The 24,654-nt window shown below is 71.0% G+C and carries 27 protein-coding genes; 20 read left to right on the top strand and 7 right to left on the bottom strand.

Going from position 1 to position 24,654, the window contains the following annotated elements; all coding sequences use genetic code 11:
- Window positions 1-6 precede the first annotated feature (6 nt).
- Window positions 7-855: a class I SAM-dependent methyltransferase gene (locus tag BJ991_RS07790; protein WP_179488944.1), complete on the bottom strand. Its 849-nt coding sequence runs from the start codon at window positions 853-855 to the stop codon at window positions 7-9.
- Between the two features lie 50 nt (window positions 856-905).
- Between BJ991_RS07790 and BJ991_RS07795 the strand changes: the two genes are divergently transcribed.
- A complete protein-coding gene (locus BJ991_RS07795) occupies window positions 906-1,655 on the top strand; it encodes a phosphoglyceromutase (protein ID WP_179488946.1) in 750 nt (249 codons plus the stop codon).
- A 10-nt stretch (window positions 1,656-1,665) separates the two neighbouring features.
- Here the strand turns inward: BJ991_RS07795 and phoU are convergent, their stop codons facing one another.
- Window positions 1,666-2,352 (bottom strand): phosphate signaling complex protein PhoU, encoded by a 687-nt coding sequence (gene phoU, locus BJ991_RS07800; protein ID WP_179488948.1) that lies wholly within the window; start codon window positions 2,350-2,352, stop codon window positions 1,666-1,668.
- A gap of 168 nt (window positions 2,353-2,520) precedes the next feature.
- On the opposite strand from phoU, the gene BJ991_RS07805 reads away from it, so the two are divergent.
- A complete protein-coding gene (locus BJ991_RS07805; protein ID WP_179488950.1) occupies window positions 2,521-3,750 on the top strand; it encodes a sensor histidine kinase in 1,230 nt (409 codons plus the stop codon).
- Complete coding sequence (locus BJ991_RS07810) at window positions 3,747-4,430, top strand: response regulator transcription factor (RefSeq protein ID WP_179488952.1); 684 nt, start codon at window positions 3,747-3,749, stop codon at window positions 4,428-4,430. Before BJ991_RS07805 ends, BJ991_RS07810 begins: the two co-directional genes overlap by 4 nt.
- 38 nt (window positions 4,431-4,468) lie before the next feature.
- On the opposite strand, the gene BJ991_RS07815 is transcribed toward BJ991_RS07810, so the two are convergent.
- Window positions 4,469-4,936: a DNA modification methylase gene (locus BJ991_RS07815; protein ID WP_343048684.1), complete on the bottom strand. Its 468-nt coding sequence runs from the start codon at window positions 4,934-4,936 to the stop codon at window positions 4,469-4,471.
- Window positions 4,937-5,079: 143 nt separating this feature from the next.
- Here BJ991_RS07815 and BJ991_RS07820 point away from each other — a divergent pair, with 143 nt between their 5' ends.
- Both BJ991_RS07820 and ispD read left to right on the top strand, forming a co-directional pair.
- On the top strand, window positions 5,080-5,562 hold the full coding sequence (locus BJ991_RS07820; RefSeq protein WP_179488954.1) for a CarD family transcriptional regulator: 483 nt from the start codon (window positions 5,080-5,082) through the stop codon (window positions 5,560-5,562).
- Between the two features lie 20 nt (window positions 5,563-5,582).
- Window positions 5,583-6,800 carry a 2-C-methyl-D-erythritol 4-phosphate cytidylyltransferase gene (gene ispD, locus BJ991_RS07825; protein WP_179488956.1) on the top strand — a complete coding sequence of 406 codons (1,218 nt, stop codon included), beginning with the start codon at window positions 5,583-5,585 and terminating at the stop codon, window positions 6,798-6,800.
- Between the two features lie 18 nt (window positions 6,801-6,818).
- Here ispD and BJ991_RS07830 read toward each other — a convergent pair whose 3' ends face one another.
- Entirely contained in the window at window positions 6,819-7,301 is a 483-nt protein-coding gene (locus tag BJ991_RS07830; protein WP_179488958.1) for a GNAT family N-acetyltransferase, read from the bottom strand.
- A 4-nt stretch (window positions 7,302-7,305) separates the two neighbouring features.
- Window positions 7,306-8,232 (bottom strand): DMT family transporter, encoded by a 927-nt coding sequence (locus BJ991_RS07835; protein ID WP_179488960.1) that lies wholly within the window; start codon window positions 8,230-8,232, stop codon window positions 7,306-7,308.
- 39 nt (window positions 8,233-8,271) lie between these two features.
- Between BJ991_RS07835 and cysS the strand changes: the two genes are divergently transcribed.
- From cysS to BJ991_RS07910, 15 genes are all read left to right on the top strand, one after another.
- The gene (cysS, locus tag BJ991_RS07840; RefSeq protein WP_179488962.1) at window positions 8,272-9,774 is read left to right on the top strand and encodes a cysteine--tRNA ligase; all 1,503 of its coding nucleotides are present in this window, start codon (window positions 8,272-8,274) and stop codon (window positions 9,772-9,774) included.
- Entirely contained in the window at window positions 9,774-10,778 is a 1,005-nt protein-coding gene (gene rlmB, locus BJ991_RS07845) for a 23S rRNA (guanosine(2251)-2'-O)-methyltransferase RlmB (RefSeq protein ID WP_179488964.1), read from the top strand. Before cysS ends, rlmB begins: the two co-directional genes overlap by 1 nt.
- Before the next feature lie 83 nt (window positions 10,779-10,861).
- A complete protein-coding gene (locus tag BJ991_RS07850; RefSeq protein WP_179488966.1) occupies window positions 10,862-11,503 on the top strand; it encodes an NAD(P)-dependent oxidoreductase in 642 nt (213 codons plus the stop codon).
- Between the two features lie 243 nt (window positions 11,504-11,746).
- Window positions 11,747-12,613: an ABC transporter permease subunit gene (locus BJ991_RS07855; protein WP_179488968.1), complete on the top strand. Its 867-nt coding sequence runs from the start codon at window positions 11,747-11,749 to the stop codon at window positions 12,611-12,613.
- The gene (locus BJ991_RS07860) at window positions 12,610-13,671 is read left to right on the top strand and encodes a branched-chain amino acid ABC transporter permease (protein WP_179488970.1); all 1,062 of its coding nucleotides are present in this window, start codon (window positions 12,610-12,612) and stop codon (window positions 13,669-13,671) included. The genes BJ991_RS07855 and BJ991_RS07860 overlap by 4 nt, the downstream gene beginning before the upstream one ends.
- Before the next feature lie 11 nt (window positions 13,672-13,682).
- Window positions 13,683-14,975: an ABC transporter substrate-binding protein gene (locus tag BJ991_RS07865; RefSeq protein ID WP_179488972.1), complete on the top strand. Its 1,293-nt coding sequence runs from the start codon at window positions 13,683-13,685 to the stop codon at window positions 14,973-14,975.
- Between the two features lie 10 nt (window positions 14,976-14,985).
- The gene (locus BJ991_RS07870) at window positions 14,986-15,783 is read left to right on the top strand and encodes an ABC transporter ATP-binding protein (RefSeq protein WP_179488974.1); all 798 of its coding nucleotides are present in this window, start codon (window positions 14,986-14,988) and stop codon (window positions 15,781-15,783) included.
- On the top strand, window positions 15,780-16,493 hold the full coding sequence (locus tag BJ991_RS07875; RefSeq protein ID WP_179488976.1) for an ATP-binding cassette domain-containing protein: 714 nt from the start codon (window positions 15,780-15,782) through the stop codon (window positions 16,491-16,493). The genes BJ991_RS07870 and BJ991_RS07875 overlap by 4 nt, the downstream gene beginning before the upstream one ends.
- Before the next feature lie 14 nt (window positions 16,494-16,507).
- Window positions 16,508-18,172, top strand: a complete 1,665-nt coding sequence (locus BJ991_RS07880; protein ID WP_179488977.1) for an amidohydrolase — start codon at window positions 16,508-16,510, stop codon at window positions 18,170-18,172.
- Window positions 18,169-18,831, top strand: a complete 663-nt coding sequence (locus BJ991_RS07885) for a cupin domain-containing protein (RefSeq protein WP_179488978.1) — start codon at window positions 18,169-18,171, stop codon at window positions 18,829-18,831. The genes BJ991_RS07880 and BJ991_RS07885 overlap by 4 nt, the downstream gene beginning before the upstream one ends.
- Before the next feature lie 20 nt (window positions 18,832-18,851).
- Window positions 18,852-19,484 (top strand): helix-turn-helix domain-containing protein, encoded by a 633-nt coding sequence (locus tag BJ991_RS07890; protein ID WP_179488979.1) that lies wholly within the window; start codon window positions 18,852-18,854, stop codon window positions 19,482-19,484.
- A 35-nt stretch (window positions 19,485-19,519) separates the two neighbouring features.
- A complete protein-coding gene (locus BJ991_RS07895) occupies window positions 19,520-20,551 on the top strand; it encodes a LacI family DNA-binding transcriptional regulator (protein WP_179488980.1) in 1,032 nt (343 codons plus the stop codon).
- A 117-nt stretch (window positions 20,552-20,668) separates the two neighbouring features.
- Window positions 20,669-21,133, top strand: coding sequence for a RidA family protein (locus BJ991_RS07900; RefSeq protein ID WP_179488981.1), 465 nt, complete (start codon window positions 20,669-20,671; stop codon window positions 21,131-21,133).
- A 31-nt stretch (window positions 21,134-21,164) separates the two neighbouring features.
- Entirely contained in the window at window positions 21,165-22,103 is a 939-nt protein-coding gene (locus BJ991_RS07905; RefSeq protein ID WP_179488982.1) for an NAD(P)-dependent oxidoreductase, read from the top strand.
- Window positions 22,100-23,431: a M24 family metallopeptidase gene (locus BJ991_RS07910; protein WP_179488983.1), complete on the top strand. Its 1,332-nt coding sequence runs from the start codon at window positions 22,100-22,102 to the stop codon at window positions 23,429-23,431. The genes BJ991_RS07905 and BJ991_RS07910 overlap by 4 nt, the downstream gene beginning before the upstream one ends.
- A gap of 11 nt (window positions 23,432-23,442) precedes the next feature.
- Here BJ991_RS07910 and BJ991_RS07915 read toward each other — a convergent pair whose 3' ends face one another.
- Together BJ991_RS07915 and BJ991_RS07920 are read right to left on the bottom strand one after the other, a co-directional pair.
- The gene (locus BJ991_RS07915) at window positions 23,443-24,111 is read right to left on the bottom strand and encodes a GntR family transcriptional regulator (RefSeq protein WP_179488984.1); all 669 of its coding nucleotides are present in this window, start codon (window positions 24,109-24,111) and stop codon (window positions 23,443-23,445) included.
- A gap of 5 nt (window positions 24,112-24,116) precedes the next feature.
- Window positions 24,117-24,647: a VOC family protein gene (locus BJ991_RS07920; RefSeq protein ID WP_179488986.1), complete on the bottom strand. Its 531-nt coding sequence runs from the start codon at window positions 24,645-24,647 to the stop codon at window positions 24,117-24,119.
- Between the last annotated feature and the right edge of the window lie 7 nt (window positions 24,648-24,654).

Consider the following 24,654-nt stretch of genomic DNA (forward strand, 5'->3'; position numbering starts at 1 on the left):
TCGACGTCACCGCGGCGCGACCGCGGCCCACGGCACGGTGAGCTCGCCCAGGCGCCACCGCGACCGCGCCACGAGCGGCCACCCCCGTTCGACGAGCGCCCCGAGGGTGGCCTGCCACCGGTGCACCGAGCCGAACGGAGACAGCGCGGCCGCGCGCTCCCACTCGCGGTCGAGGCCGGTGAGCAGCTCGTGGACCCTCTCGCCGCGGACATTGCGGTGGATGAGGGCCTTCGGGAGCCGCTCCGCGGCGATCGACGGATGCCACGCCTCCGCGCCCGCCGCGCTCACGCCGCCGCTCGACGGCAGGCGCAGCGAGATGCTGAGGCTGCGCGGCGCGGCGTCGGCTCCGATCGCGACCCACGTGACGATCCGGCCGAGCTCGTCGCACGTGCCCTCGGCGAGCAGTCCGTCCGGTGCGAGCCGGCCCGCCATGCGGCCCCACGCGTCGGCGACCTCCGACTCGTCGTACTGCCGCAGCACGTTCATCGCGCGGATGACGGCTGGGCGGCGCCCGTGCGGAGCCGGGACCTCGAACCCGCCCAGCGCGAACGACACGCGCGCGTCGCGCGCGAAGGACGTGCGGCCGGCGCGCACCTCGGCGAGCTGGCGGCGCGCGCGCTCGACGCGCGCCGGATCGATCTCCAGGCCCAGGACCTCGACGTCGGGCCGCGTGCGGGCCAGCCGCGCGTGCAGCTCAAGCGCCGTGACCCCGCTCGCCCCGAAGCCGAGGTCGACGACGAGCGGATCGGCGGCCCGTCGCAGCGCCGCGTGACGCGCGATCCACCGATCGACGCGGCGGAGCCGGTTGGTGCCCGTCGTGCCGCGAGTCACCTGCCCGACGGGTGAGGAGGCCATGCGTCCATCATCGCCCAGGCGCGGCATCCGGCCCTCGATATCATGGGCGGATGACCGAGCCCTACACGCTGATCCTGCTCCGCCACGGCCAGAGCACGTGGAACAAGTCCAACCAGTTCACCGGGTGGGTCGACGTGCGTCTCACTGAGCTGGGCGCCGCCGAGGCACAGCGCGGCGGTGAGCTGCTCGCCGAGACGGGACTCCTGCCCGATGTGCTGCACACGTCGGTGCTCACGCGAGCGATCCAGACCGCGAACATCGCGCTCGAGGCCGCTGATCGGCTGTGGATCCCCGTCAAGCGGTCGTGGCGGCTCAACGAGCGCCACTACGGGGCGCTCCAGGGCAAGAACAAGGCCGAGACGCTCGAGGAGTTCGGCGAGGAGCAGTTCATGCTGTGGCGCCGCTCGTTCGACGTGCCGCCGCCGCCGCTGGCCGACGACGACGAGTACAGCCAGGTGGGCGACCCGCGCTACGCCGACATCGACGGCGACGTGCCCCGCACCGAGTCGCTCAAGCTCGTGATCGACCGCATGATGCCGTACTGGTTCGACGAGATCGTGCCCGACCTCAAGGCCGGAAAGACGGTGCTCGTGACGGCGCACGGCAACTCGCTGCGCGGGCTCGTCAAGCACCTCGACGGCATCAGCGACGCCGACATCGCCGAGCTCAACATCCCGACGGGCATCCCGCTCGTGTACCGCATCGGCGAGGATCTCATGCCGGTCGGCCCGGGCGAGTACCTCGACCCCGAGGCGGCCGCGGCCGGCGCCGCCGCGGTCGCGAGCCAGGGCAAGAAGTAGCCGGGCGCGATCAGCCGGGCTGGTCCGCCAGGGGCAGCTCGATCGTGTCGGTGTGCACCATCCAGTCCCCGGTCGACAGGTAGAGGACCTTCTTCGCGACCGACACCGCGTGGTCGGCGAAACGCTCGTGATAGCGGCTCGCGAGGGTCGCGTCGACCGTCGCGGACGGGTCGCCCTGCCAGCTGTCGCTGAGCACCTTCTCGAACACGCTGACGTGCAGGTCGTCGAGCTTGTCGTCGAAGTTGCGGATCTCCTCGACGAGCGTGAGGTCCTCGGTGCGCAGCAGCTCGGTGAGCCGTCGCGCCACCTCGGTGTCGAGCTTGCCCATCTTGGTGAACGTCGATTTGAGCCCCTTGGGGATCGCCCGCTCGGGGAAGCGCATGCGCGTGAGCTGCGCGATGTGCTCGGCGATGTCGCCCATGCGCTCGAGAGACGCACTCATGCGGAGTGCGCTCACGACGATGCGCAGGTCGCGCGCGACGGGCTGCTGGCGCGCGAGGATCTCGATCGCGAGCTCGTCGAGGGCGGTCGCCTTGTCGTCGATGACGGCGTCCTCCTCGATGACCTCCTCGGCGAGCGCGACATCGCTCGCCTCGAAGGCCCGTGTCGCCTTGTCGATCGCGACGGTCACGAGCCCCGCGATCTCGACGAGGCGGTTCTGGACGTCCTCGAGCGACTGATGGAAGACTTCGCGCATCGCAGCACCTTTCGAGGGACATGGCGGCATGGGCCGATCCGCGGCCTCGGCGATTGTCGCCGCCGAAGGTTAACGGCCGGTGCCGGAAGAGTGAATAGTAGCCTCTCGCCCCGCGTGCGGTGCGGGCTCACGCGATGTGCTCCTTCCTGGCGGCCTACGCTTGAAGCCATGGACACCACGCAGCTTGCGCTGCTCGCCCTGCTCATCGGGGCGGTCCTCGGGGGCTCCGTCGTCGCCGTGGTGTTCGCCTCGCTGCGGGCGCGAGAGCGGATGCGCCGTGAGACGTCTTCCGTGATTCCCGACGGCGTCGCGGCGGTGCTCCACGCCATGGAAGACGCCGCGGTCGTCGTGGACATGTCGGGGACGGTGGTCGCGGCATCCGTCGGCGCCGTCCCGTTCGGGCTCGGTGAGGGCGCCGTCGTCCCGTCGGACGGTCTGCGCGACCTCGTGCGCCGCGCGCGGAACGCCGAAGCCGCCGTGACCGAGACGCTGCGACTGCGCCGCGGCGCGCCGCCCGCCGAGCCGCGCCTCGTCGCTGTTCGTGCGAGCGTCATCTCTCCGCGGCTGACCCTCGTCGTCATGCGCGACATCACCGAGCGGGAGCGCGTCGAGCAGATGCGACGTGACTTCGTCGCGAACACGAGCCACGAGTTGAAGACGCCCGTCGGGGCGGTGACGCTCCTGGCGGAGGCGGTCGAGTCCGCCGCCGACGATCCCGCGCAGGTGAGGGTGTTCGCCTCGCGGCTCACCGCTGAGGCGTCGCGTCTCGCGCTGCTGACATCGCGCATCATGAATCTCTCGCGCCTGCAGGCAGCAGACGAGCTGATCGAGACTCGCGACGTCGCCGTCGACGAGATCGTGACGGCTGCCGTCGAGGCCCACGTCGTGCAGGCTGACTCCGCCGGCGTCGAGATCGCGCGCGGCGGCCGCCGCGGCCTCTGGGTGCGCGGCGACGCGCAGATCCTGACCGAGGCGGTCGGCAACCTCATCGCGAACGCGATCGCGTACTCGCCTGAGGGCGCCACCGTCGGTGTGGGCGTCAAGGACGCGGACGGCGTCGTCGAGGTCGCCGTCACCGACCACGGGGTCGGGATCCCCGAAGGGGAACAGGACCGCATCTTCGAGCGCTTCTACCGAGCGGATCAGGCGCGCTCGCGCCGCACGGGCGGAACGGGCCTGGGCCTGTCGATCGTCAAGCACGCGGTGCAGCGTCACGGCGGCGAGGTGCGCCTGTGGTCCCGTCCCGGGCGCGGGTCGACGTTCACGATCCGGCTCCCGCTGATCCCGCCTCCCGAAGGCGACGGCGCGAGCAATCGCCGGAAGGCCAAGCAGAAGGCGAAGAAGAAGCCTCGCACACCGACGGCAGCGGCCATCGTGACCACGAACGGAGAGCCATGACCCGTGTCCTGATCGTCGAGGACGAGCCCGACCTCGCAGACCCGCTCGCGTACCTGCTGCGCCGCGAGGGGTACGACGTCGAGATCGCCGAAGACGGCCCGACGGGCCTGACCGCGTACCACGAGCACGGGGCCGACATCGTGCTGCTCGACCTCATGCTCCCCGGCATGTCCGGGACCGAGGTCGCGCGGCAGCTGCGCGCAGCGTCGAGCGTCCCGATCATCATGCTGACCGCCAAGGACTCCGAGGTCGACATCGTCGTAGGGCTCGAACTCGGGGCTGACGACTACGTCACGAAGCCGTACTCGTCGCGCGAGCTGCTCGCCCGCATGCGCGCGGTGCTGCGCCGCACGGCGGCGCTCGACGCCGACCTCGACGAGCGCGTGCTGACGGGTGGCCGGGTGACGCTCGACGTCGACCGGCACACGGTCGCCGTCGACGGCCGTGAGATCGCCATGCCGCTGAAGGAATTCGAGCTGCTCGAGGTGCTCATGCGCAACGCCGGGCGCGTGCTGACGCGCGGGCAGCTCATCGACCGCGTGTGGGGGAGCGACTACTTCGGCGACACGAAGACTCTCGACGTGCACATCAAGCGCATCCGGTCACGCGTCGAGGAGAACCCGAGCGACCCCAAGATGCTTGTGACCGTGCGCGGGCTCGGGTACCGGTTCGAGGGCTGAGCGGCCGGCAGTATCCGGCTTCAGCCGCGCTCGGCCGCTCAGGGAACCAGGTCGGCGAGATACGGGAGCGTGCCGTCGAGCACGGGCACGGGCTGGACGACGCCGGTGTGGTCGCCCGACTGGAAGAACATGTCGATGTCGGCGCCGGGCATGGTGTCGATGCCCTCGAGCAGGATCGGCTCCTCGTCTTCGCCGAGGCTCACGACCGAGTTCGCGGGCACCCGCACGGTGAGGCGCTCGGCCGGCTCGCCGAACTCGACGCGCAGCGTCTGAGCCTCGTCGGTGTCGTTCACGATCGCGGCGACGAAGTTGCCGTCGACGCCCTCCTCGTCGGCCACGATGAGGACGTTGCGCACCTTGAGCGGGCCCGAGTCGGGGACGTTCACGCCGTCTGCCGGGGAGTAGGGGATCGTGGTCGCCTGGGTCGAGACCATGGCGCAGCCGCTCGTGCCCAGGGCGACGGCGGCGGCCAGGGCGACGGACGCGACGAGACGCGATTTGATCACGGATCCTCCCAGGGCCGAAGACAGCAACTCTTGCATTCTACGGGTCTCCGACCGGCCTCGGTGGACGGTCCCAGGGGTGCGGGTGAGAACCTTAGCGTATGTCGCCTGTGGTATCCTATTAGTTGCCGAAAGGACATAACTGCATGCTTTTTGAGGTTGGCGAGACGGTCGTTTACCCGCACCACGGGGCTGCCACGATCGCGGAAGTGAAGACCCGCATCATCAAAGGCGAAGAGAAGGTCTATCTGAAGCTCCGCGTCACGCAGGGCGACCTGACCATCGAGGTACCCGCAGACAACGTCGACCTGGTCGGCGTCCGTGACGTCATCGGCAAGGAGGGCCTCGAGCGCGTCTTCGAAGTGCTCCGCGCGCCCTTCACCGAAGAGCCCACGAACTGGTCCCGCCGCTACAAGGCGAACCTCGAGAAGCTCGCGTCGGGTGACGTCATCAAGGTGAGCGAGGTCGTGCGCGACCTCTGGCGCCGCGATCAGGACCGCGGCCTGTCGGCGGGCGAGAAGCGCATGCTCGCGAAGGCGAAGCAGATCCTCGTCTCCGAGCTCGCGCTCGCCGAGAAGACCGACGAGGAGCGCGCCAGCGTCATCCTCGACGAGGTCCTCGCGTCCTAGTCGCGCGCTAGCCTCAGGGTGTGAGCATCACCCCCTCTCCTCGCGTCGCCGTCGTGGTCGTCGCGGCCGGTTCCGGCACGCGACTCGGAGCGGGCGAGCACAAGGCGTTCGTCGGGCTCGGCAGGCACACGATCCTGCGTCACGCGCTCGACGGCCTGTTCGCCGCGCACGAGACGGCGCAGGTCGTCGTCGTCGCGCCCGCCGGACGCGAGGGCGAGGCAGAGACCGACCTGTTCGAAGCGGCAGCGGCGGCCGGTGCGTCGCGCGATCTCGTGAGCGTCGTCACGGGCGGCGCGACACGCCAGGAGTCCGTCGCGGCGGGGCTCGACGCCCTGTGGCCCGGAATCGAGATCGTGCTCGTGCACGACGCAGCCCGCGCCCTCACGCCGGGCGTCGTGTTCGACCGCGTCGTGTCGGCGATCGACCGCACGAACTGGGGGATCGTTCCGGTCGTGCCCGTCGTCGACACGATCAAGCGCCTCGAGGGCGACCGCATCACGGGCGTCGTGGACCGGTCGCAGCTCGCGGCGGCGCAGACCCCGCAGGGCTTCGCGCGGGCCTCCCTCGAGGCGGCGTACCGCGTCGCGGACCGCGAGTACACCGACGATGCGGCGTTGATGGCGGATGCCGGACACCAGATCGGCGTCGTCGACGGCGAGGCGCTCGCGTTCAAGATCACGACGGCCGCCGACCTCGAACGGGCGCGGGCGCTCGTCACCGAGAGCCCGGTGCCCGCGATCCCGGTATCGCTCGATCGCACGCCGCGCGCGCCGAGGGTGGGCGTCGGCACCGACGTGCACGCCTTCGGCGGCTCCGGCACGCTGTGGCTCGCGGGACTCGCGTGGCCCGGCGAGCCCGCGCTCAGCGGCCACTCCGACGGCGACGCCGTCGCGCACGCGATCGTCGACGCGCTGCTGTCGGCCGCCGGACTCGGCGACATCGGCACCCATTTCGGCACGAACAGGCCCGAGTTCGAAGGTGCCCACGCCCGCGTGTTCCTCACCCACACGCTGGGTCTCGTCGGCGAGGCGGGCTGGGCGGTGGGCAACGTCGCCGTGCAGGTGCGCGCGAACCGGCCGCGCTTCGCGGAGCGCCGGGCGGAGGCCGAGCGTGCGCTGTCGGAGGCGCTGGGCGGGGCATCCGTCTCGCTCTCGGCCACGACGACCGACGCACTGGGCTTCACGGGCCGCGGAGAGGGCGTCGAGGCCGTCGCGGTCGCGCTCCTCGTGCCCGCCTGACCGCGTCCGTGCGAAGGGTCAGCCGCCGATGTCGAGCGTCATGAAGACCGAGAACGGGTCGTCGACGTAGTCGCCGAAGGGACCGCATTCGACGAACCCCTCGGCCGCGTACAGCGCTCGCGCGGGGATGAAGTCGGCTGGCGTGCCGGTCTCGAGCCACAGGCTGGCGTAGCCCCGCTCTCGCGCGGCGGAGATGATGTGGCGCAGCAGCGCGCGCCCGATCCCCGCACCGCGGTAGCGGTCGTCGACGCGCATCGACTTGATCTCGCCGCGCTGCGCGCCCGCGCCGGGCGCGTCGATCGCCTTGAGGGCGCCGATGCCGGCGAGCTCGCCATCGACCCAGGCAGACCAGAACGTGATCGACGGATGCCGCAGCCCCGCCAGATCGAGGGCGTGGACGCTCTCGGGCGGCGACGAGTCGTGCATGCCGCGGAGGTGCGCGGCGATGAGCGCCTGCGTGCGCGGCCCGGAGAGGTCGTCGACCCGGATCTCGATCGCCATCGTGTCAGCCCTCCACCGCGAACGGGACGGGGTCGCGGGGCGACCGCGCACCCCACGCGAGCAGGACGAGCCCCGCGGCGAGCACCACGAGGCCGACGATTGCGAGCGCGCTCAAGCGCTCCCCGAGCACGAGGATGCCGAGCAGGCTCGCAGTGAGCGGCTCCGCGAGCGTGAGCGTCGCGGCGGTGGCCGCCGTGAGCCGCTCGAGTCCCCACGTGAACAGCGTGTATGCGACGGCGATCGTCGCGATGCCGAGCCACAGCGCCATCGCGAGCCCGGGGCCCTGCGCGAGCCATGACAGGTCGACGAACGGCAGCGCGAGCGCGGCGACGAGCGCCGACCACGCGCCCATCGCGCCTGCGACCGTGAACGGGTCCCAGCCTGCGTCCATGAGACGCCGCTGCGCGTTCGCGAAGACCGCGAACGACGCCCCGGCGCCGACCGACCCGAGGATGCCGAGCGGATCGGCGCCGGCGGTCGCACCCGCGTCGCCGCCGATCCCCAGCAGCACGACGCCGACGGTCGCGAGCGCGGTCGCGAGCACCCACGTGCCGGACGGCGTGCGGCGCGTGAGCGCCCACTCGAGGATCCCCGCGAGCACCGGCGCCGAGCCGAGCGCGATGACGGTGCCGACGGCGACTCCGTTGCGCTCGGTGCCGAGGAAGAACAGCGGCTGGTATGCGGCCAGGCACACGCCGGTCGTCGCCATGAGGGCGAGGTCGCGGGCGGTCGCGCGCCTGTGCGGTGCGCCCGTGCGGCGGCGCCGTCGACGGGCCAGGAGCCAGCCTATGAGCGCGAGCGCCGTGCCGCCGATGACGAGGCGCATGACGCCGACGGAGAGGGGTGTGGTGCCGTCCGGTCCGAGGGCCTGGGACGTGCCGGTCGTGCCGAAGAGCACGGCCGCCGCGACGACGGCGAGGATCGGGAGCATCCCACATTTGTACCGCGACCCCGCCGGTAGGCTGGTGCGGTGACGGTTCAGCTCTACGACACGAAGGCGCAGGCGCTGCGCGACTTCGCGCCGCTCGACCCGTCGAACGTCACGATGTACGTGTGCGGCCCGACCGTGCAGTCCGGCCCCCATATCGGTCACCTCCGCGGAGCGCTGAGCTTCGACATCCTCCGTCGCTGGCTCGAGCACCGGTTCGGCCGCGTGACGTTCGTGCGCAACGTGACCGACATCGACGACAAAGTGCTCGCGAACGCGACGCCCGAAGAGCCGTGGTGGGCGCTCGCGTATCGCATGGAGCTCGAGTTCACGCGCGCGTACACGGCGATCGGCATCTCCGCGCCGACGTACGAGCCGCGCGCGACCGCGTCGATCCCGCAGATGCAGGAGATCATCGCGCGGCTCATCGAGACAGGGCACGCGTACGCCGCGACCTCGTCGGATGCCGTGGGCGACGTGTACTTCGACGTGCGGTCGTGGGCTGACTACGGTTCGCTCACGCGCCAGTCGCTCGACGCGATGGAGCCGGCCGAGGACGCCGACCCGCGCGGCAAGCGCGACCCGCGCGACTTCGCGCTGTGGAAGGGCGCCAAGCCCGCCGAGCCCGAGAGCGCGTCGTGGGACGCGCCGTGGGGGCGCGGCCGCCCCGGCTGGCACATCGAGTGCTCCGCGATGGCGCGCCGCTACCTCGGCGCCGAGTTCGACATCCACGGTGGCGGACTCGACCTGCGCTTCCCGCACCACGAGAACGAGCTCGCGCAGTCGACCGCGGCCGGAGACGGGTTCGCGCGCTACTGGGTGCACAACGGGCTCGTGACCGTCGGCGCGCAGAAGATGTCGAAGTCGCTGTTCAACTTTATCCTCGCCGACGACCTCCTGCGCGAGCGCGACCCGCTCGTCGTGCGCTACGCGCTCGCGGCGGCGCACTACCGCTCGAGCCTCGACGTGACCGAGTCGACGTTCGACGAGGCGGAGGCGGCGGTCGGCCGCATCCGCACATTCCTCGAGCGCGTGCAGCGCACGCCCAGCACGCTCGTGTGGACCGCGCAGCGCCCGGAGGGCGACTCCGACGAGCCGGTCGACCTCCTCCCGCCGGCGTTCACCGCCGCGATGGACGACGACCTCGGGGTGCCGCAGGCGCTCGCCGTCGTGCACGAGACCGTGCGCGCCGGCAACGCGGCACTCGACGCCGGAGACACGGGCGCTGCGCACGTCGCGGCGGCGCAGGTGCGCGAGATGACGGGGATCCTCGGGATCGACCCGACGGATGCCCGGTGGCAGGCGGGTGCGTCGGCTGAGGCATCCGCCCTCGACGTCCTCGTCCAGACGATGATCGCGCAGCGCGCCCGCGCGCGAGCCGCGAAGGACTGGGAGACGGCCGACCGCATCCGCGACGCGATCGCGGCCGCGGGGATCGCGCTCGAGGACGGCCCCGATGGCACGCACTGGAGCATCATCGATCCACCAGCGCCGGCCGCTGCGCAGACGGATGCCGAGGGTGCGTCCCTCGTGAAGGAGAACTGATGGCCAAGCCAGGACGCCCGGGAGCGGGCAAGCCGAAGAAGAAGGGCCCCACGAAGGGCACCGGCGGCCACAGCCGCAAGGCGCTCGAGGGCAAGGGCCCGACGCCGAAGGCGGAGGACCGCGCGTGGCACGTCGCCGGCAAGCGCAAGGCTGCTCGTGACCGGTACGCCGCCGCCGGAGGCAAGGGGCGGCCCGGCACCAAGCCGCAGGGCTCGAACCCCAATCGGGCGGCGAAGTCGAAGGGCGGCGACGACACCGAGACGGTGACCGGGCGCAACTCCGTGCTCGAGGCGCTGCGCGCGAAGATCCCGGCGACGGCGCTCTACATCGCGCAGCGCGTCGAGATGGACGACCGCGTGAAGGAGATGCTCGCGATCGCGTCGCACCGCGACATCCCGGTGCTCGAGGTCACGCGGCCCGAGCTCGACCGCATGGCGGGCTTCGACGGCGTGCACCAGGGCGTCGCGCTGAAGGTGCCGCCGTACGAGTACGCGCACCCGCAGGACCTGCTCGAAGAGGTGCTGGCCGACGACGAGGTGCCGCTGCTCGTCGCGCTCGACGGTGTGACCGACCCGCGCAACCTCGGCGCGATCATCCGCTCGACCGCGGCCTTCGGCGGGCAGGGCGTCATCGTGCCGCAGCGCCGCTCGGCGAGCGTGAACTCGGCCGCGTGGAAGACGAGCGCGGGCGCGGCGGCGCGCATCCCCGTCGCGATCGCGGCGAACCTCACCACGACGCTCAAGGAGTTCAAGAAGCAGGGGGTCTTCGTGCTCGGCCTCGACGGAGGGGGCGACGTGTCGCTTCCGTCGCTCGAGCTCGCCGACCGGCCGGTCGTGATCGTGGTCGGCTCCGAGGGAAAGGGCCTCTCGCGCCTGGTGACGGAGACGTGCGACCAGATCGTGTCGATCCCGATCTCGGCGGCGACCGAGTCCCTGAACGCGGGCATCGCGGCATCCGTGGCGCTGTATCAGGTCTCGACGATGCGTGCCCGCCGGGACGGATGACGTCACGTTCCCATTCGAGGGAATGAAGGTCGCGAAACCGGACTTGTCTCAGGCACACTGACACGAGCGTCGAAAGGAAGACCATGGCCCGCATCGCCGTCATCGGAGGGACCGGCTACGCCGGCAGCCACATCGTCGCCGAGGGGGTGCAGCGCGGGCACGACGTCGTGTCGGTCGCTCGCAAGTCCGCGGCCGAACGTGTGCACGGCGCGACCTACGTCGAGGCGACGCTGCTCGACGTGCCGAGCCTCGTCGCCGAGCTGGAAGGCGCCGACGTCATCGTCGTGGCGGTCTCGCCGCGCGGCGACATGACCGAGGCGTACGTCCCCTCCGTGCTCGAGCTCGCCGACGCGCTGACCGGCTCGCCCACGCGTCTGGGGGTCGTGGGCGGTGCGGGCGGCTCGCTCGTCGCGCGGGGCGGACCGCGCCTGTTCGACGCGGGCTTCCCCGAGGAGTACAAGGCCGAGGCGCAGACGGCGATCGACATCCTCGAGGCGCTCCGGCGCAGCCCCGAGTCGCTGGACTGGTTCCTCGTCCACCCGGCGGAGTCGTTCGGAGTATGGAACCCCGGTGAGCGCACCGGCACCTATCGCGATGGCGGCGACGTGCTCGTGCGCGACGCCGACGGCGTCTCCTTCATCTCGGGCGCGGACCTCGGAGTCGCCTTCATCGACGAGATCGAGAACCCGAAGCATCGACGCGAGCGGTTCACGGTCGGCTACTGAACACGATGGGCGGATGCTGCGGCATCCGCCCTTGTCATTCCAGACGATCACTATTACTGAACAACCTTCGAGACGCGCCGTCGTCGGATCGATTGCATGACCCGCAGCGGCGCCGGATTGTCAAGTCCAGGTAACGTTTTGTTCAGTATCAATTGACATTGGGTGGCGTGCGTTGCTGTACTAGGACGCGCCAGCGAACGATTCCAGCGATTTCCCCGACGACGTGGAAGGTCTGATCACCCGGTGTTCGAACCCGTCTTCCTCGCGCAGCAGGCGCTCAACGGCCTGAGCTTCGGCGCCCTGCTGTTCCTCCTCGCCAGCGGCCTCACGCTCGTGTTCGGCCTCATGCGCATCGTGAACCTCGCGCATGGGGCCTTCTACATGCTCGGCGGCTACATCGGCGTCGTGATCGCGACGCTCACCGGGAACCTGCTGGTCGCAGTGATCGCGGCCGTGGTCGCGGTGGGCATCACCGCGCTCGTCGTCGAGGTCGGTCTCCTGCGATTCGTGCGCGGGCAGGAGCTTCCCGAGGTGCTGCTGACGGTCGGCGTGTCGTTCGTCATCGCCGACCTGTGCCTCGCGATCTTCGGCGGCGACCCCCGCACGCTGCCCGTCTCGGCGACGATCACCGGGTCGCTCACGATCGGACCGCTCACCTACCCGTGGTACCGGATCTTCGTCATGGCGGTCGCGATCGTCATCGGCATCGCGTTGGCCCTCGTGCAGAGCCGCACTCGCGTCGGCGCGATCGTCCGGGCCGGCGTCGACGACCGCGAGATCATCGCGGCGATGGGCGTGAACATCCGGTGGGTGTTCACCGGCATGTTCGTCGTGGGTGCGGCGCTCGCCGCGATCGGCGGCACGATCGGGGCCGGCATGATCAGCGTCCGCCCCGGCATCCAGGACGAGGTCCTGCTGTACGCCCTCGTGGTCGTGATCATCGGGGGCCTCGGCAGCGTGCCCGGGGCTGCCGTCGGCAGCGTGCTCATCGGCTTGATCGACGCGTTCGCGAAGGCGTGGATCCCCGACCTCGCGTACTTCACGATCTTCGCGCCCATGGCGCTCGTGCTCGTGCTCCGCCCGACCGGCCTCTTCGGAAAGGCGGCATGATGCTGGCGAAGCTCGTCGAGACCCGCACCGTCCGCACGCTCGGGGCGCCGCGCAGCGCGCGCACGCGCATCATCACGCTCGTGAGCATCGCCGTGGCTCTCGGCATCGCGCTGGCCCTGCCGTACCTCGGCACGACGGCGTACGTCATCTCGCTCGTGACGACGATCCTCATCGCGGGGCTGCTCGCGGCGAGCGTGAACTTCCTCGTGGGCGACGGCGGGATGGCCTCCCTGGGTCACGCCGGGATCGCCGCGGCGTCCGCCTACGGCGCCGCCTGGGCGTCACGTCAGGGGATGGACCCGGGGATGCAGGTCGTCTTCGCCCTCGGCACGACACTCGTCGTGACCTTCGTGTACGGCCTGTTGTCGATGCGCACGAGCGGCATCTACTTCCTGATGGTGACGCTCGCGGTCGGGATGGTCGTGTTCGGACTCGCGTACCGCCTGTCGAGCGTCACCGGCGGCGAGAACGGGATCACGGGCATCCGTCGCCCCGATTTCATCGCCGAGTACTGGACCTTCTACTACTTCGTGCTGGCCGGCTTCGTCCTCGGGACGCTCCTGCTGTGGGTCGTCGGGCGTTCGCCGTTCGGTGCGAGCCTCCGCGGCATCCGCGACAGCGAGAGCCGCATGCGCAGCCTCGGCTACTCCGTCCCGTCGTACAAGCTCAGCGCGTTCATGATCTCGGGAATCGTCGCGGGCTTCGCCGGCCTGCTGTCGGTGTGGCACACGCACTTCGTGAGCCCCTCGGCGGCCGGCGTGCACCGGTCGGTGCTGCTCATCGTCATGGTCATCCTCGGCGGTGTCGGCACGACGTTCGGCCCGCTCGTGGGCGCCGCGATCGTCGTGCTCGTCGAGAACGTGCTGTCGAACTCGGTCGAGCGGTGGCCGACCGTGCTCGGCCTGATCTTCATCCTCGTGATCCTGTTCGCCCGTGCCGGCGTCGTCGGGAGCCTGCAGAAGCTCTTCCGACGATGGCGGCGAAGGTCGGACGGACCACCCGGCGAGCAGGATCTGCTCGAGAACAGCCCAACCACCGATAGCAGTCACACCGCATGAAAGGAATCGCCATGAAGTCGATGAAGACCTCGGCTCCCGTCCGGCGGGCAGGGGCGGCGGCCCTCGGCGTCGCCGCCGTGCTCGCACTCGCAGCATGTGCCCCTCCAGGAGCGGCGCAGCCGTCGGAGGCTCCCACCGAGGGTGAGACCGCCACCGGCACGCTCAAGGTCGGGTACATTTCGCCCATCACGGGCAACTTCGCGATCGCCGGCCAGGAGATGGTCGACGGCTGGAACCTCTACTGGGAGGTGAACGGGAACGAGGTGAACGGCGTCACGGTCGAGACGATCGTCGAAGACGACGCCGGCAACCCCGAGACGTCGCTCACGAAGGCGAAGAAGCTCGTCGAGTCGGACGGTGTCGACGTCGTCATCGGTCCGCTCCTGGCCAACACGGCCCTCGCGGTCGCGGCGTACACGTCGAGCGTCGGCATTCCGAGTCTGCAGCCGGTCGCGGCCGCGGATGACCTCACGCAGCGCCAGGCGAACGACCTCACGGTCCGCACCGGCTCGCAGTCCGGTTCGCAGACGAACTTCCCGGGAGGCCAGTGGGCTGCCGGCGAGGGCCACAAGACGGCCGTGACGCTGTGCCCCGACTACGCCTTCGGGTGGGAGTCGTGCGCCGGCTTCAAGCAGGGCTTCGAGTCCGAAGGCGGCGAGGTCGTCGCGCAGTACTGGTTCCCCAACGGCACGTCGGACTTCTCGACGTACGTCTCGCAGATCCAGGCGGCCGGCGCCGACATCGCGTTCGTCGCGACGGCGGGCGGCGCGCCCGGCCCGGACTTCCTGCGCAGCTTCCTCGGCCTCGGGCTGGGTGGGAGCCAGGAGCTCCTGATGAACTGCTGCGGCATGGACCAGGCCACGCTGCGTGCGCTCGGGCCCGAGATCGAGGGCTTCAAGTCGGTGAGCTACTGGGCCGAGGGTCGCGACAGCGACGCGGTGCGCGAGTTCTCCGAGGCCTACGGCGAAGCCTACGAAGGCAAGCTGCCCTCGGCGAACGTCGCCGGCGGCTACATGACGGCGAGCCTCGTGGCGGCGGTGCTCGACGAGAACGGCCTCGTCACCGGTGAGGAGCTCGTGTCGGCGATCACGGAGTACACGTTCGAGGACAGCATCTTCGGGCGCGTTTCGTGGGACGAGTTCAACAACACGGTCGGCCCGGTCTACATCCGCGAGGTGCAGGAGGTCGACGGCAAGTGGGTGAACGTCCCGATCGAGACGTTCGAGGACGTCGACCAGTGGCTGGGCAAGGACCCCGAAGAGGCCATGCAGCAGCCGACGTACAGCCAGTCCTTCCAGGGGTAGCGTGCACACGATGACGGATCAGGCGAAGGTCCCGGGCCCGCAGGGGCCCGGGGCCGGAGCCCCGGCGCTCGTGGTGTCGGGCGCCGGCAAGAGGTACGGCGGCGTGCAGGCGGTCGTCGACATCTCGCTCGAGCTCGCCCCGGGCGAGCGCATGGGGGTCATCGGACCCAACGGCGCGGGCAAGACCACGCTGTTCAAGATGATCGCCGGCGACGTGCGCCCGACGACCGGCGCGATCGAGATCTTCGGCCGCGACGTCACCCGCATGAGCACCGCCCGGCGTGCGCGGCTCGGCGTCGGACGCACATTCCAGGTGTCGAACCTGTTCCGCGACATGACGGTGCTCGACAACGTCCGCGTCGCCGCGCGCGGCGGGACGGCGAAGGCCCGTGTGTTCTGGCGTACGCAGGGGCTGTCGGATGCCGTGACCCAGAGCGCGTTCGAGCACCTCGAGTCCGTCGGGCTCATGTCGCGCCGCAACGACACCGTGGCGAACCTGTCGCACGGCGAGCAGCGTCAGCTCGAGATCGCGATGGCTCTCGTGGGCGAGCCCGACCTGCTGCTGCTCGACGAGCCGGCGGCGGGTCTCTCGGCGACCGAGCGCACGACGCTGCGTGAGCTCATCGAGCAACTGCCCCGGACGCTGCCGATCCTGCTCATCGAGCACGACATGTCGCTCGCGCTCGGTCTGACCGACCGGGTGATGTGCATGGAGAACGGGAAGCACGTCGTGACCGGCACCCCGGAAGAGGTGCGCGAGCACGAGAAGGTCAAGGAGATCTACCTGGGAAGGCGTGGCCAGAAGTGACTCTCGAGGTGAGCGGACTGCACGCGGGCTACGCGACGGCGCGCGTGCTCAACGGCGTCGACTTCACGGTCGAGTCCGGTCAGAGCGTCGCACTGCTCGGACGCAACGGCATGGGCAAGACGACCCTCGTGCGCGCGATCTGCGGATTGCGCCCGCCGGCGATCACGGCCGGATCGATCGCCTACGAGGGCGCGGAGCTCACGAAGCGCCCGAGCTACCAGATCTCGCGCGCCGGCATCGCGATCGTCCCGCAGGGCCGCCGCGTGTTCGGCTCGCTCACCGTGACCGAGAACCTCACGGTCGTCCCGCGGCGACGCCGCGCGGCTGGCGAGGCGTGGACGGTCGAGCGCGTTTTCGAGTTCTTCCCGCGCCTCGCCGAGCGGTCGAAGTCGATGGCGCGGTCGCTCTCGGGCGGCGAGCAGCAGATGCTCGCGATCGGGCGGGCGCTCATGTCGGACCCGACGCTGCTCATCATGGACGAGCCGAGCGAGGGCCTCGCGCCGAACGTGCTGGACGTCATCCAGGACCGGCTCGAGGGGCTGCGCTCGTCCGGCCTGTCGATCCTCATCGCGGAGCAGAACGTCGACCTCGCCCTCGAGATCGCCGAGCGCGTGATCGTCATCGACGACACGGGCACGGTCGCCTGGACGGGTGCGCCTGCCGAGCTGCGCGCCGACGCCGGACTCCTCGAGCGCCACCTGAGCATCTAGGCGAGGTCGCACCCATGACGCCCAGCGCTCCCGCCGCTCTCCCCGTCGTCGACGTCGTGCTCCGTGGCGGACGCATCTCGACCTTCGCGGATCCCTCCCAAGGCCCGGGAGAGGTCGAGGCGATCGCGCTCGCCGGCGGCCGAGTCGTCGCGATCGGGAGCGACTCCGACCTCGAACCGTATCGAAGGCTCGCCGCGCGAGTCGTCGACCTGGACGGCCGTCGCGCGATCCCCGGGCTCAACGACGCGCACATCCACGCCGTCCGCGCGGGCGTGTCGTGGACGCGCACGATGCACTGGGAGGACGTGCGGTCGCTCGACGAGGCGCTGGAGCGGACGAAGGCGGATGCCGCGTCCCGCGGTCCCGGCGAATGGGTCAGCGTCATCGGCGGCTGGCATTCGACCCAGTTCGCCCAGCGGCGCGGCCCGACGCGCGAGGAGCTCGACGCCGTCGCCCCCGACAACCCCGTCTACGTGCAGGAGCTGTACGACCTCGGGACGCTCAACTCGGCGGGCCTGCGTGCGTGCGGGTTCACCGACGAGTCCGACGACCCGCCGCGCGGCACCCTCGTGCGCGATGAGCGCGGGCGCCTCACCGGCGAAGTGCGGGGCGTGGGCGCGTTCGCGGTTCCGACCGCGCTCGCGCTGCGTGTCGCCCGGGAGGAGGCCGAGGCGGGCGTGCGCGCGATGAACGCGGAGTTCGCGCGGCACGGGCTCACGGGCGTCGTCGACGGCGGAGGGCTCATGGTGACTCCGCGCGACTACGACGCGCTCTACACGGTGTGGCGCGAAGGCGGCCTCGACGTGCGCACGCGGCTCTTCCTGTCGGCGTGGACGCGCGGGGGAGAGATCGACGACTTCCGTTCGCTCACCGACCTCGTCCAGCCCGGGTCCGGCGACGAGATGCTGCGCATCGCGGGAGCGGGCGAGATCCCGCATCTCGGATGCCACGACCTCGAGGGTCTCGACCCGTTCGAGCTGCGCGACGACGCGTACCGCGAGCTCGTCGAGATCGTGCGCGTGTGCGTCGAGCGCGGCTGGCGCATGATCGTGCACGCCGTGCTCGACCACTCGCTCACGCGCGTCCTCGACGCGTGGGAAGAGGTCGATCGCGAGACGGGCGGGATCACCGGGGCCGGGTTCGCGATCGTCCACGCCGACGAGGCGTCCGTGGCGAACCTCGAGCGCATCGCGCGGCTGGGCGCGGGAGTGCTCGTGCAGAACCGCATGGTGCTCAAGGGCGGCGACTACGTCGTCGCGTGGGGCGCCGATGCGACCGAGAACGCGCCGCCGATCGGCACCATGCGCGATCTCGGGATCGTCATCGGCGGCGGCACCGACGCGACGCGTGCGAACTGGTTCTCGCCGTGGGCCTCGATCTGGTGGCTCGTGACGGGCGCCACACTCGACGGACGCGGGGTGCGGCATCCGCGACACCGCCTCACGCCGTTCGACGCGCTCGCGACGTACACGCGCGACGCCGCCTGGTTCACAGGCGAGCAGGGTCGCCGCGGGCGGCTGCTCCCGGGATACGACGCCGACGTGTGCGTCCCCACGGTCGATCCGCTCGCGTGCCCAGAGGACGAGCTGCGCGACATCATGAGCGACCTCACGATCATGGGCGGCCGGGTGACGCACGACTCGGGCGTGCTCGCGTGGACGCGGGGAGGGGTGTCATGACGGCGGAGCTCGGCGGGCGCATCCGCGAGGCCCGCATCGCACGGGGACTGAGCCTGCGCGCGATGGCGGCCGAGGCCGACATCTCGCCGAGCCTGCTCTCGCAGGTCGAGACGGGCAAGGTGCAGCCCTCGGTGAGCACGCTGTGGGCCATCGTGACGTGCCTGGGGCTGTCGATCGACGAAGTGCTCGGCCACTCGCCGGCGTCCCGCGAGCCGTTGCGCGTCGAGCATCCGAACCCGATCCAGCGGGCCCGCGACGCCCCCGAGATCGTCGTCGAGAACGGGGTCACCTGGCGGGGCCTCGCGGTGATGGATCCGAACGTCGATGCCGTCCTCGTGACCTACGCGCCGGGCGCGGCGAGCTCTCCCGACGACACCCACATGCGCCACCCGGGCACGGAGTACGGCTATCTCATCCGCGGTGAGCTCACGCTCAAGATCGACTTCGAGACCTACCTCATCCGCGCGGGCGATTCGTTCTGCTTCAGCTCGTCGCGCCCGCATCTGTTCCGGAACGACACGGATGCCGTGGCCGAAGGCGTGTGGTTCGTCGCGGGCCGCGCGGGCGCGGCATCCGCCCGTTCCGCACCGGGCCCCGTGCGCGACGCCGTCGACGCGCTCGACGCCATGAGCCGCCTGCCCCGCCGCGTGGGTGGGTGACCCGACGACACAGGAGACCGATGCCCGACCTGGACACGCCGTGGAACACCGTCGGAGAGCGCCTGCGCTCGGCGCGGACGACCGCCGGGATGTCGGTGCGCGAGCTCGCGCGGCGGATCGGCGTCTCGGCCAGTCACGTGTCGCAGGTCGAGCGCGGGATCGGCGCATTCAGCGTGCCGGCGCTGTACTCGGTCGCGCGCGAGCTGGGCGTGTCGATGAACGAGCTGCTCGACCCGCCCGCCGCTCCTTCGGGCTCGCGCGCCGCGCGCCGGTCGACGGGCCGCGACCTCGCCGTGTCGGGCATCGTGCAGCGGGCCGCGGACCACCCCGTGATCAAGCTGAGCTCGGGCCCGAGGTGGAGCCGGCTGACGGTCGTCGGCGAGCCCGACGCCGAGTTCCTCGAGGTCGTGTACGCGGCGGGCACCCCCGCGCCCGCCGACGACATCCGGCATCAGGGCCGCGAGTACGGCGTCGTCATCTCGGGGCGCCTGAACGTGCTCGTGGACGGCGCCGAGACGATCCTCGAGCCGGGGGACTCGATCGTGTTCGACTCGCACCTGCCGCATCGGTTCTGGAACGAGTCCGACGAGGACGTGCGCGCGATCTGGTTCGTGCGCGACCGCATCACCGGAGGCTCCGTGCCGCACGCGTGAGTCCGCCGCGCGATACTGTGGCGCCGGAGGTGGGGATGCCCGAGCGCGACAGCACGAGGCGCGTGACGCTCGACGACGTCGCCCAGCGCGCGGGCGTCCACAAGGCGACCGTGTCGCGCGCGCTCGACCCGGCCACCGCGGGCCTCATCAGCGACGAGACCGTCCGCCGTGTGCGGGAGGCCGCCAGCGAGCTCGGCTACGTGCCGAACATCGTCGCGCGCGGCCTGCGCAAGAAGGCCTCGATGACCGTCGGCGTGGTCATCCCCGACCTCACGAACCCGTTCTTCCCGCCCATCGTGCGCGGGATCGAGGACCACCTCCAGCCCCGCGGCTACACCGCGCTCATCGCCAACACCGACGGCGACGACGCGGTGGAGGAGGCGCAGTTCACGACGCTCCTCGGGCGTCGCGTCGACGGGCTCATCGTCGCGACCGGCCGGCACGGCGACCAGCCCGTGCTCGAGCGCGCGCATGAGGCCGGCGTGCGGGCGGTCATGCTCAACCGCGACGCGGGGTCGCTGCCGTACCCGCTCGTGACCGGCGACGACGCGACGGGGATCACGGCGGCCGTCGAGCACCTCCACGGGCTCGGGCACCGCGATGTCGTGCACATCGCGGGGCCGCTCGACCTGTCGACGAGCATCGTGCGCGCCGATGCCTTCCGGATCGCCATCGCCGCGCACGAGGGGATGCGGGGAAGCGTGGTCGAGGCATCCGCTCTCACCGTCTCAGCCGGCCGCGAGTCGATGGAGGCCGTGCTCGCCGACGGATCGCCGACGGCCGTCGTCGCGAGCAACGACCTCATCGCTCTCGGTGTGCTGCGCGCGCTCCGTGCGCACGGCCTCACGTGCCCCGGTGACGTGTCGGTCGTCGGCTTCAACGACATGCCCTTCGCCGAGGATGTGCAGCCACCGCTCACCACCGTGCACGTGCCGACGACCGAGATGGGTGCCGAGGCGGCACGGATGCTCCTGCGCCAGATCGATGGCGAGCGGCAGGATCACGCGCGAGTGGTGCTTCCGGTCTCGCTCGTCGTGCGGGGATCGACGGGCCCCGCGCCCCGCTGATCGAGAGCCGCTGTTGACATCGCGAGCCGTATCCGGTTGATTGAGTGCAATCGATTGCGCGCGAACGGTCGCGCCGCGATCGACGCAGGGACTCGTTCGACGAAGAGGGGGCCTCCCATGAGCTCGATTCCAGGACCGCGGCGCGTCGGCAGCGCCGAGATCATCCACCACGAGGGGTACGACGAGACGATCGTGAGCCCGTTCGTACCGGCGATCCGCGCCGTCTCCGGAGCACGGCTCGTGTTCGTCAGCGGCGTCACGGGTGCGCCGGTGTACCACGACCACCCGCACCGGCCCGAGGTCTTCGACTCGATGCCGCTCGACATCGCGGGCCAGGTCGCCAACGCGTTCGACCACCTCGATCTCGCGCTGCGAGCGGCCGGCGCCGAGCGCTCCGACGTCGTGAACCTCATCCGGTTCTTCACCGACGTCGACGCCGACCAGGACACCGTCAATCGGCACCAGGCCGAGTGGTTCGGCGGCCACATCCCGACGAGCAGCTCCGTGCAGGTCGTGCGCCTCGCGACCGATCCGCGGCTGCGGCTCGAGATCCAGGCGATCGCCGCGGTCGCGGGCGAGTGACCCGACCCGCCGCGCAGAAGGAGGAAGACGAATGACGGATGCATCGCCGACCATCGGCTGGATCGGGGCGGGCCGCATGGGCGCGCAGCTCGTGCAACGGCTGCTCGCGGCCGGCCACGATGTCGCGGTCTACAACCGCACGCGGGCGAAGGCCGAGCCGCTCGCCGAGGCGGGCGCGAGCCTCGTCGACCGACCCGTCGACCTGGCGGGACGCGACGTCGTCTTCGTGATGGTGTCCGCGTCGAAGGACCTCGAGGACGTCATGCTCGGCGACGGCGGCCTGCTCACCGACCCCGAGCGAGCGCCGAAGGCCATCGGCGACGCGTCGACCGTGTCGATGGAGGCGAGCGCGAAGATCCGCGCGGCGGCCGAGGGACGCGGCGTCGGGTTCGTCGCCACGCCCGTGTCGGGCAACCCGAAGGTCATCGCGGCGGGCAAGCTCACGGTCGCGGCATCCGGCCCTCGCGACGCCTTCGAGCTGATCCGCCCTCTCCTCCAGACGTGGGGGCGCGGCGTCACGTACGTCGGCGAGGGTGAGGCCGCGCGCATCGTCAAGATCGCGCACAACGTGTTCCTCGGCGTCGTGATCCAGAACCTCATCGAGATCACGCTGCTCGCCGAGAAGGCCGGGGTGAGGCGCTCGGACTTCCTCGCGTTCCTCAATGACTCCGTCATGGGCTCGCCCTACAGCCGCTACAAGTCGCCCGCGCTGGTGAACCTGGACTTCACCCCGACGTTCACGCCCGTCCTGCTCCTGAAGGACCTCGATCTCGGGCTCGCCGCCGCGCGCGAGCTCGGCGTCGTCATGCCCGTCACCGCCACAACGCGAGAGGTCGTGGCGACCGAGGTCAACGCGGGCAACACCGAGCAGGACTTCGCGTCGATGATCGTGCGCGCGGCGCTCCACTCGGGCATCGACCTGCAGCCCGAGGGCGTGGAGGTCGACGACGGACTGGCACCCGAGTCATGAGCAACGAACCCGGCCGCACGCGCGGCCACACGCACGGCACGGGCGGCGGCGCGCGGCGGTTCGAGCGCCCCAGCACGCGGCCGCCGGGCGTCCGGCCGCTCGGCGCCCCGGGCCAGAACAGCGTCGACTACGAGCACCGCGTCGACTTCGAGCGGCTGCGCCGGTACCGGCTCGGGCGGGCGAAGGCCGCGCTCGAGGCGAGCGAGTGCGGCGCGTTCCTGCTGTTCGACTTCTACAACATCCGCTACGCGACCCAGACGTGGATCGGCGGGGCGCTCGGCGACAAGATGATCCGCTACGCGCTGCTCATGCGCGGCCGCGATCCGATCCTGTGGGACTTCGGGTCGGCCGTGCGCCACCACAAGCTCTACTCGGACTGGGTGCCCGACGAGAACTACCGCGCCGGCTTCCTCGGCTTCCGCGGCGCCGTGGCCCCCGAGCCGGCGGGCCTCATGCGCGAGGCGATCGAGGAGATCGTGTCGCTTCTGCGCACGGAAGGACTCGCGGATGCGCCGCTCGGCGTCGACATCGTCGAGCCGCCGTTCCTCTTCGAGGCTCAGCGGCAGGGCCTTCGCATCGTCGACGCGCAGCAGGCGATGCTCGATGCCCGCGTGATCAAGAGCCAGGACGAGATCCTGCTGCTCAACCAGGCGGCCGCGATGGTCGACGGCGTGTACCAGGAGATCGCCGAGGCCCTCAAGCCGGGCGTGCGCGAGAACGAGATCGTCGCGCTCGCGAACCACCGCCTGTACGAGTACGGATCCGACCAGGTCGAGGCGATCAACGCGATCTCGGGGGAGCGGTGCAACCCGCATCCGCACAACTTCACCGACCGCATCATCCGCCCCGGCGACCAGGCGTTCTTCGACATCATCCACTCGTTCAACGGCTATCGCACGTGCTACTACCGCACGTTCGGCGTCGGGTGGGCGACGCCCAGCCAGGAGGACGCGTACAAGCGGGCGCGCGAGTGGATGGACGCGGCGCTCGACGCGATCCGGCCGGGCGTCGGCACCGACGAGGTCGCGGCGGTGCTTCCCAAGGCCACCGACTTCGGCTTCGAGAACGAGCTCGCGGCGTTCGGGCTGCAGTTCGCCCACGGCCTCGGCCTCGGCCTGCACGAGCGGCCGATCATCTCGCGGCTCAACTCGATGAAGGACCCCGTGGAGCTCCGGGCGGGCATGGTGTTCGCGATGGAGACGTACTGCCCGGCATCCGACGGCTTCTCCGCGGCCCGCATCGAGGAGGAGGTCGTCGTCACCGACTACGGCATCGAGGTGTTGACGCGGTTCCCCGCTCAGGATCTGTTCGTCGCGAACCCGTACTGATCGGGTCTGGTTCAGGAGGGGTTCGCGAAGATCTCCGGATGCCGCGCCAGTTCGAGCCGGGTGCGTCGGATGTGGTGGGCGATGATGCTCTCCGCCTCGTCGCCGTCGCGCCGGCGCAGGGCGGCGACGAGCAGCCGGTGGTCGTGGTTCGCGGACGCGTCGCCCGTCGACCGCGCGACGCGCACGAAGGCGCGCCGATAGTGGTGCGTGCGGTTCCACAGGCGCACGACCGTCTCGTGGAGCATGATCGTCGGCGCCGCCGCGTACGTCGCGAGGTGGAAGCGGCGGTCGAGCGCGAGGAACTCCTCGGCGCCTGTGGCGGCCTCCATGCGACCGGCGAGCTCGTCGAGAGCGTCGATCTCGCCCGGCGCGAGCAGCGGCACGTTGAGCCGCAGGAGGAGCGGCTCGATGCGCTCGCGCACCTGGTACAGCTCCTCGCACTCGGCGAGGTTGAGCTGCGACACCCACGCGCCGGCGTTCGCGACGCGGGTGATGAGGCCCTCGGACTCGAGGATGCGCAGCGCCTCTCGGACGGGCACGCGACTCGCCTTGTAGCGGTCGGCGAGGTCCTCCTGGCGGATGCGCGCGCCTGGCGCGTAGGCGCCGTCGAGGATCGCGTCGCGCACGAGTCCGGCGATGCGGGCGCCGGCGCGTCCGTGGCCGTTCGTGTCCGCGTCCATCGCGCTCATTTCTCGGGGTGGGCCGGATGCCACAGCAGCACGTCCGCGTCCTTCTCGTACGCCTTGCCCTCGGGGAAGCTCACGAGCTCGAACTGCATGCCCCACGGCGACCGGAAGTACAGCCACCGCTGGCCGGCCGACGCTCCGGCGCTGGCGACGGGCTCGCCCATGATCTCGACGTCGTGCGCGCGCAGGTGCTCGATCGCGGCGTCCATGTCGTCGACGTAGAGCGCGAGGTGGTGGCCGCCGATGTCGCTGTTGCGCGGCTGCGGCGCCTGCCCGTCGGCCGCGTCGTACTGGAAGACCTCGAGGTTGGACCCGTTGCCCAGCCGGTAGACGCGGATCTCGCGGATGACGGTGCGCGGATGCACTCCGAGCTGCACGCTCATCCAGTCATCGTCGTCGGACCGCTTCGCGCCGAGCGTGTAGACGTGGACGGCTCCCAGCACATCGACGAGGAAGCGCTCCGCCTCGTCGAGATCGGGCACCGTGAACCCGATGTGATCTGTTCCGCGCAGCCCCGGGATCCCTGGCATCTTCGCG

Origin of the sequence: Microbacterium immunditiarum (assembly GCF_013409785.1) — a bacterium.
Lineage (GTDB): Bacteria > Actinomycetota > Actinomycetes > Actinomycetales > Microbacteriaceae > Microbacterium > Microbacterium immunditiarum.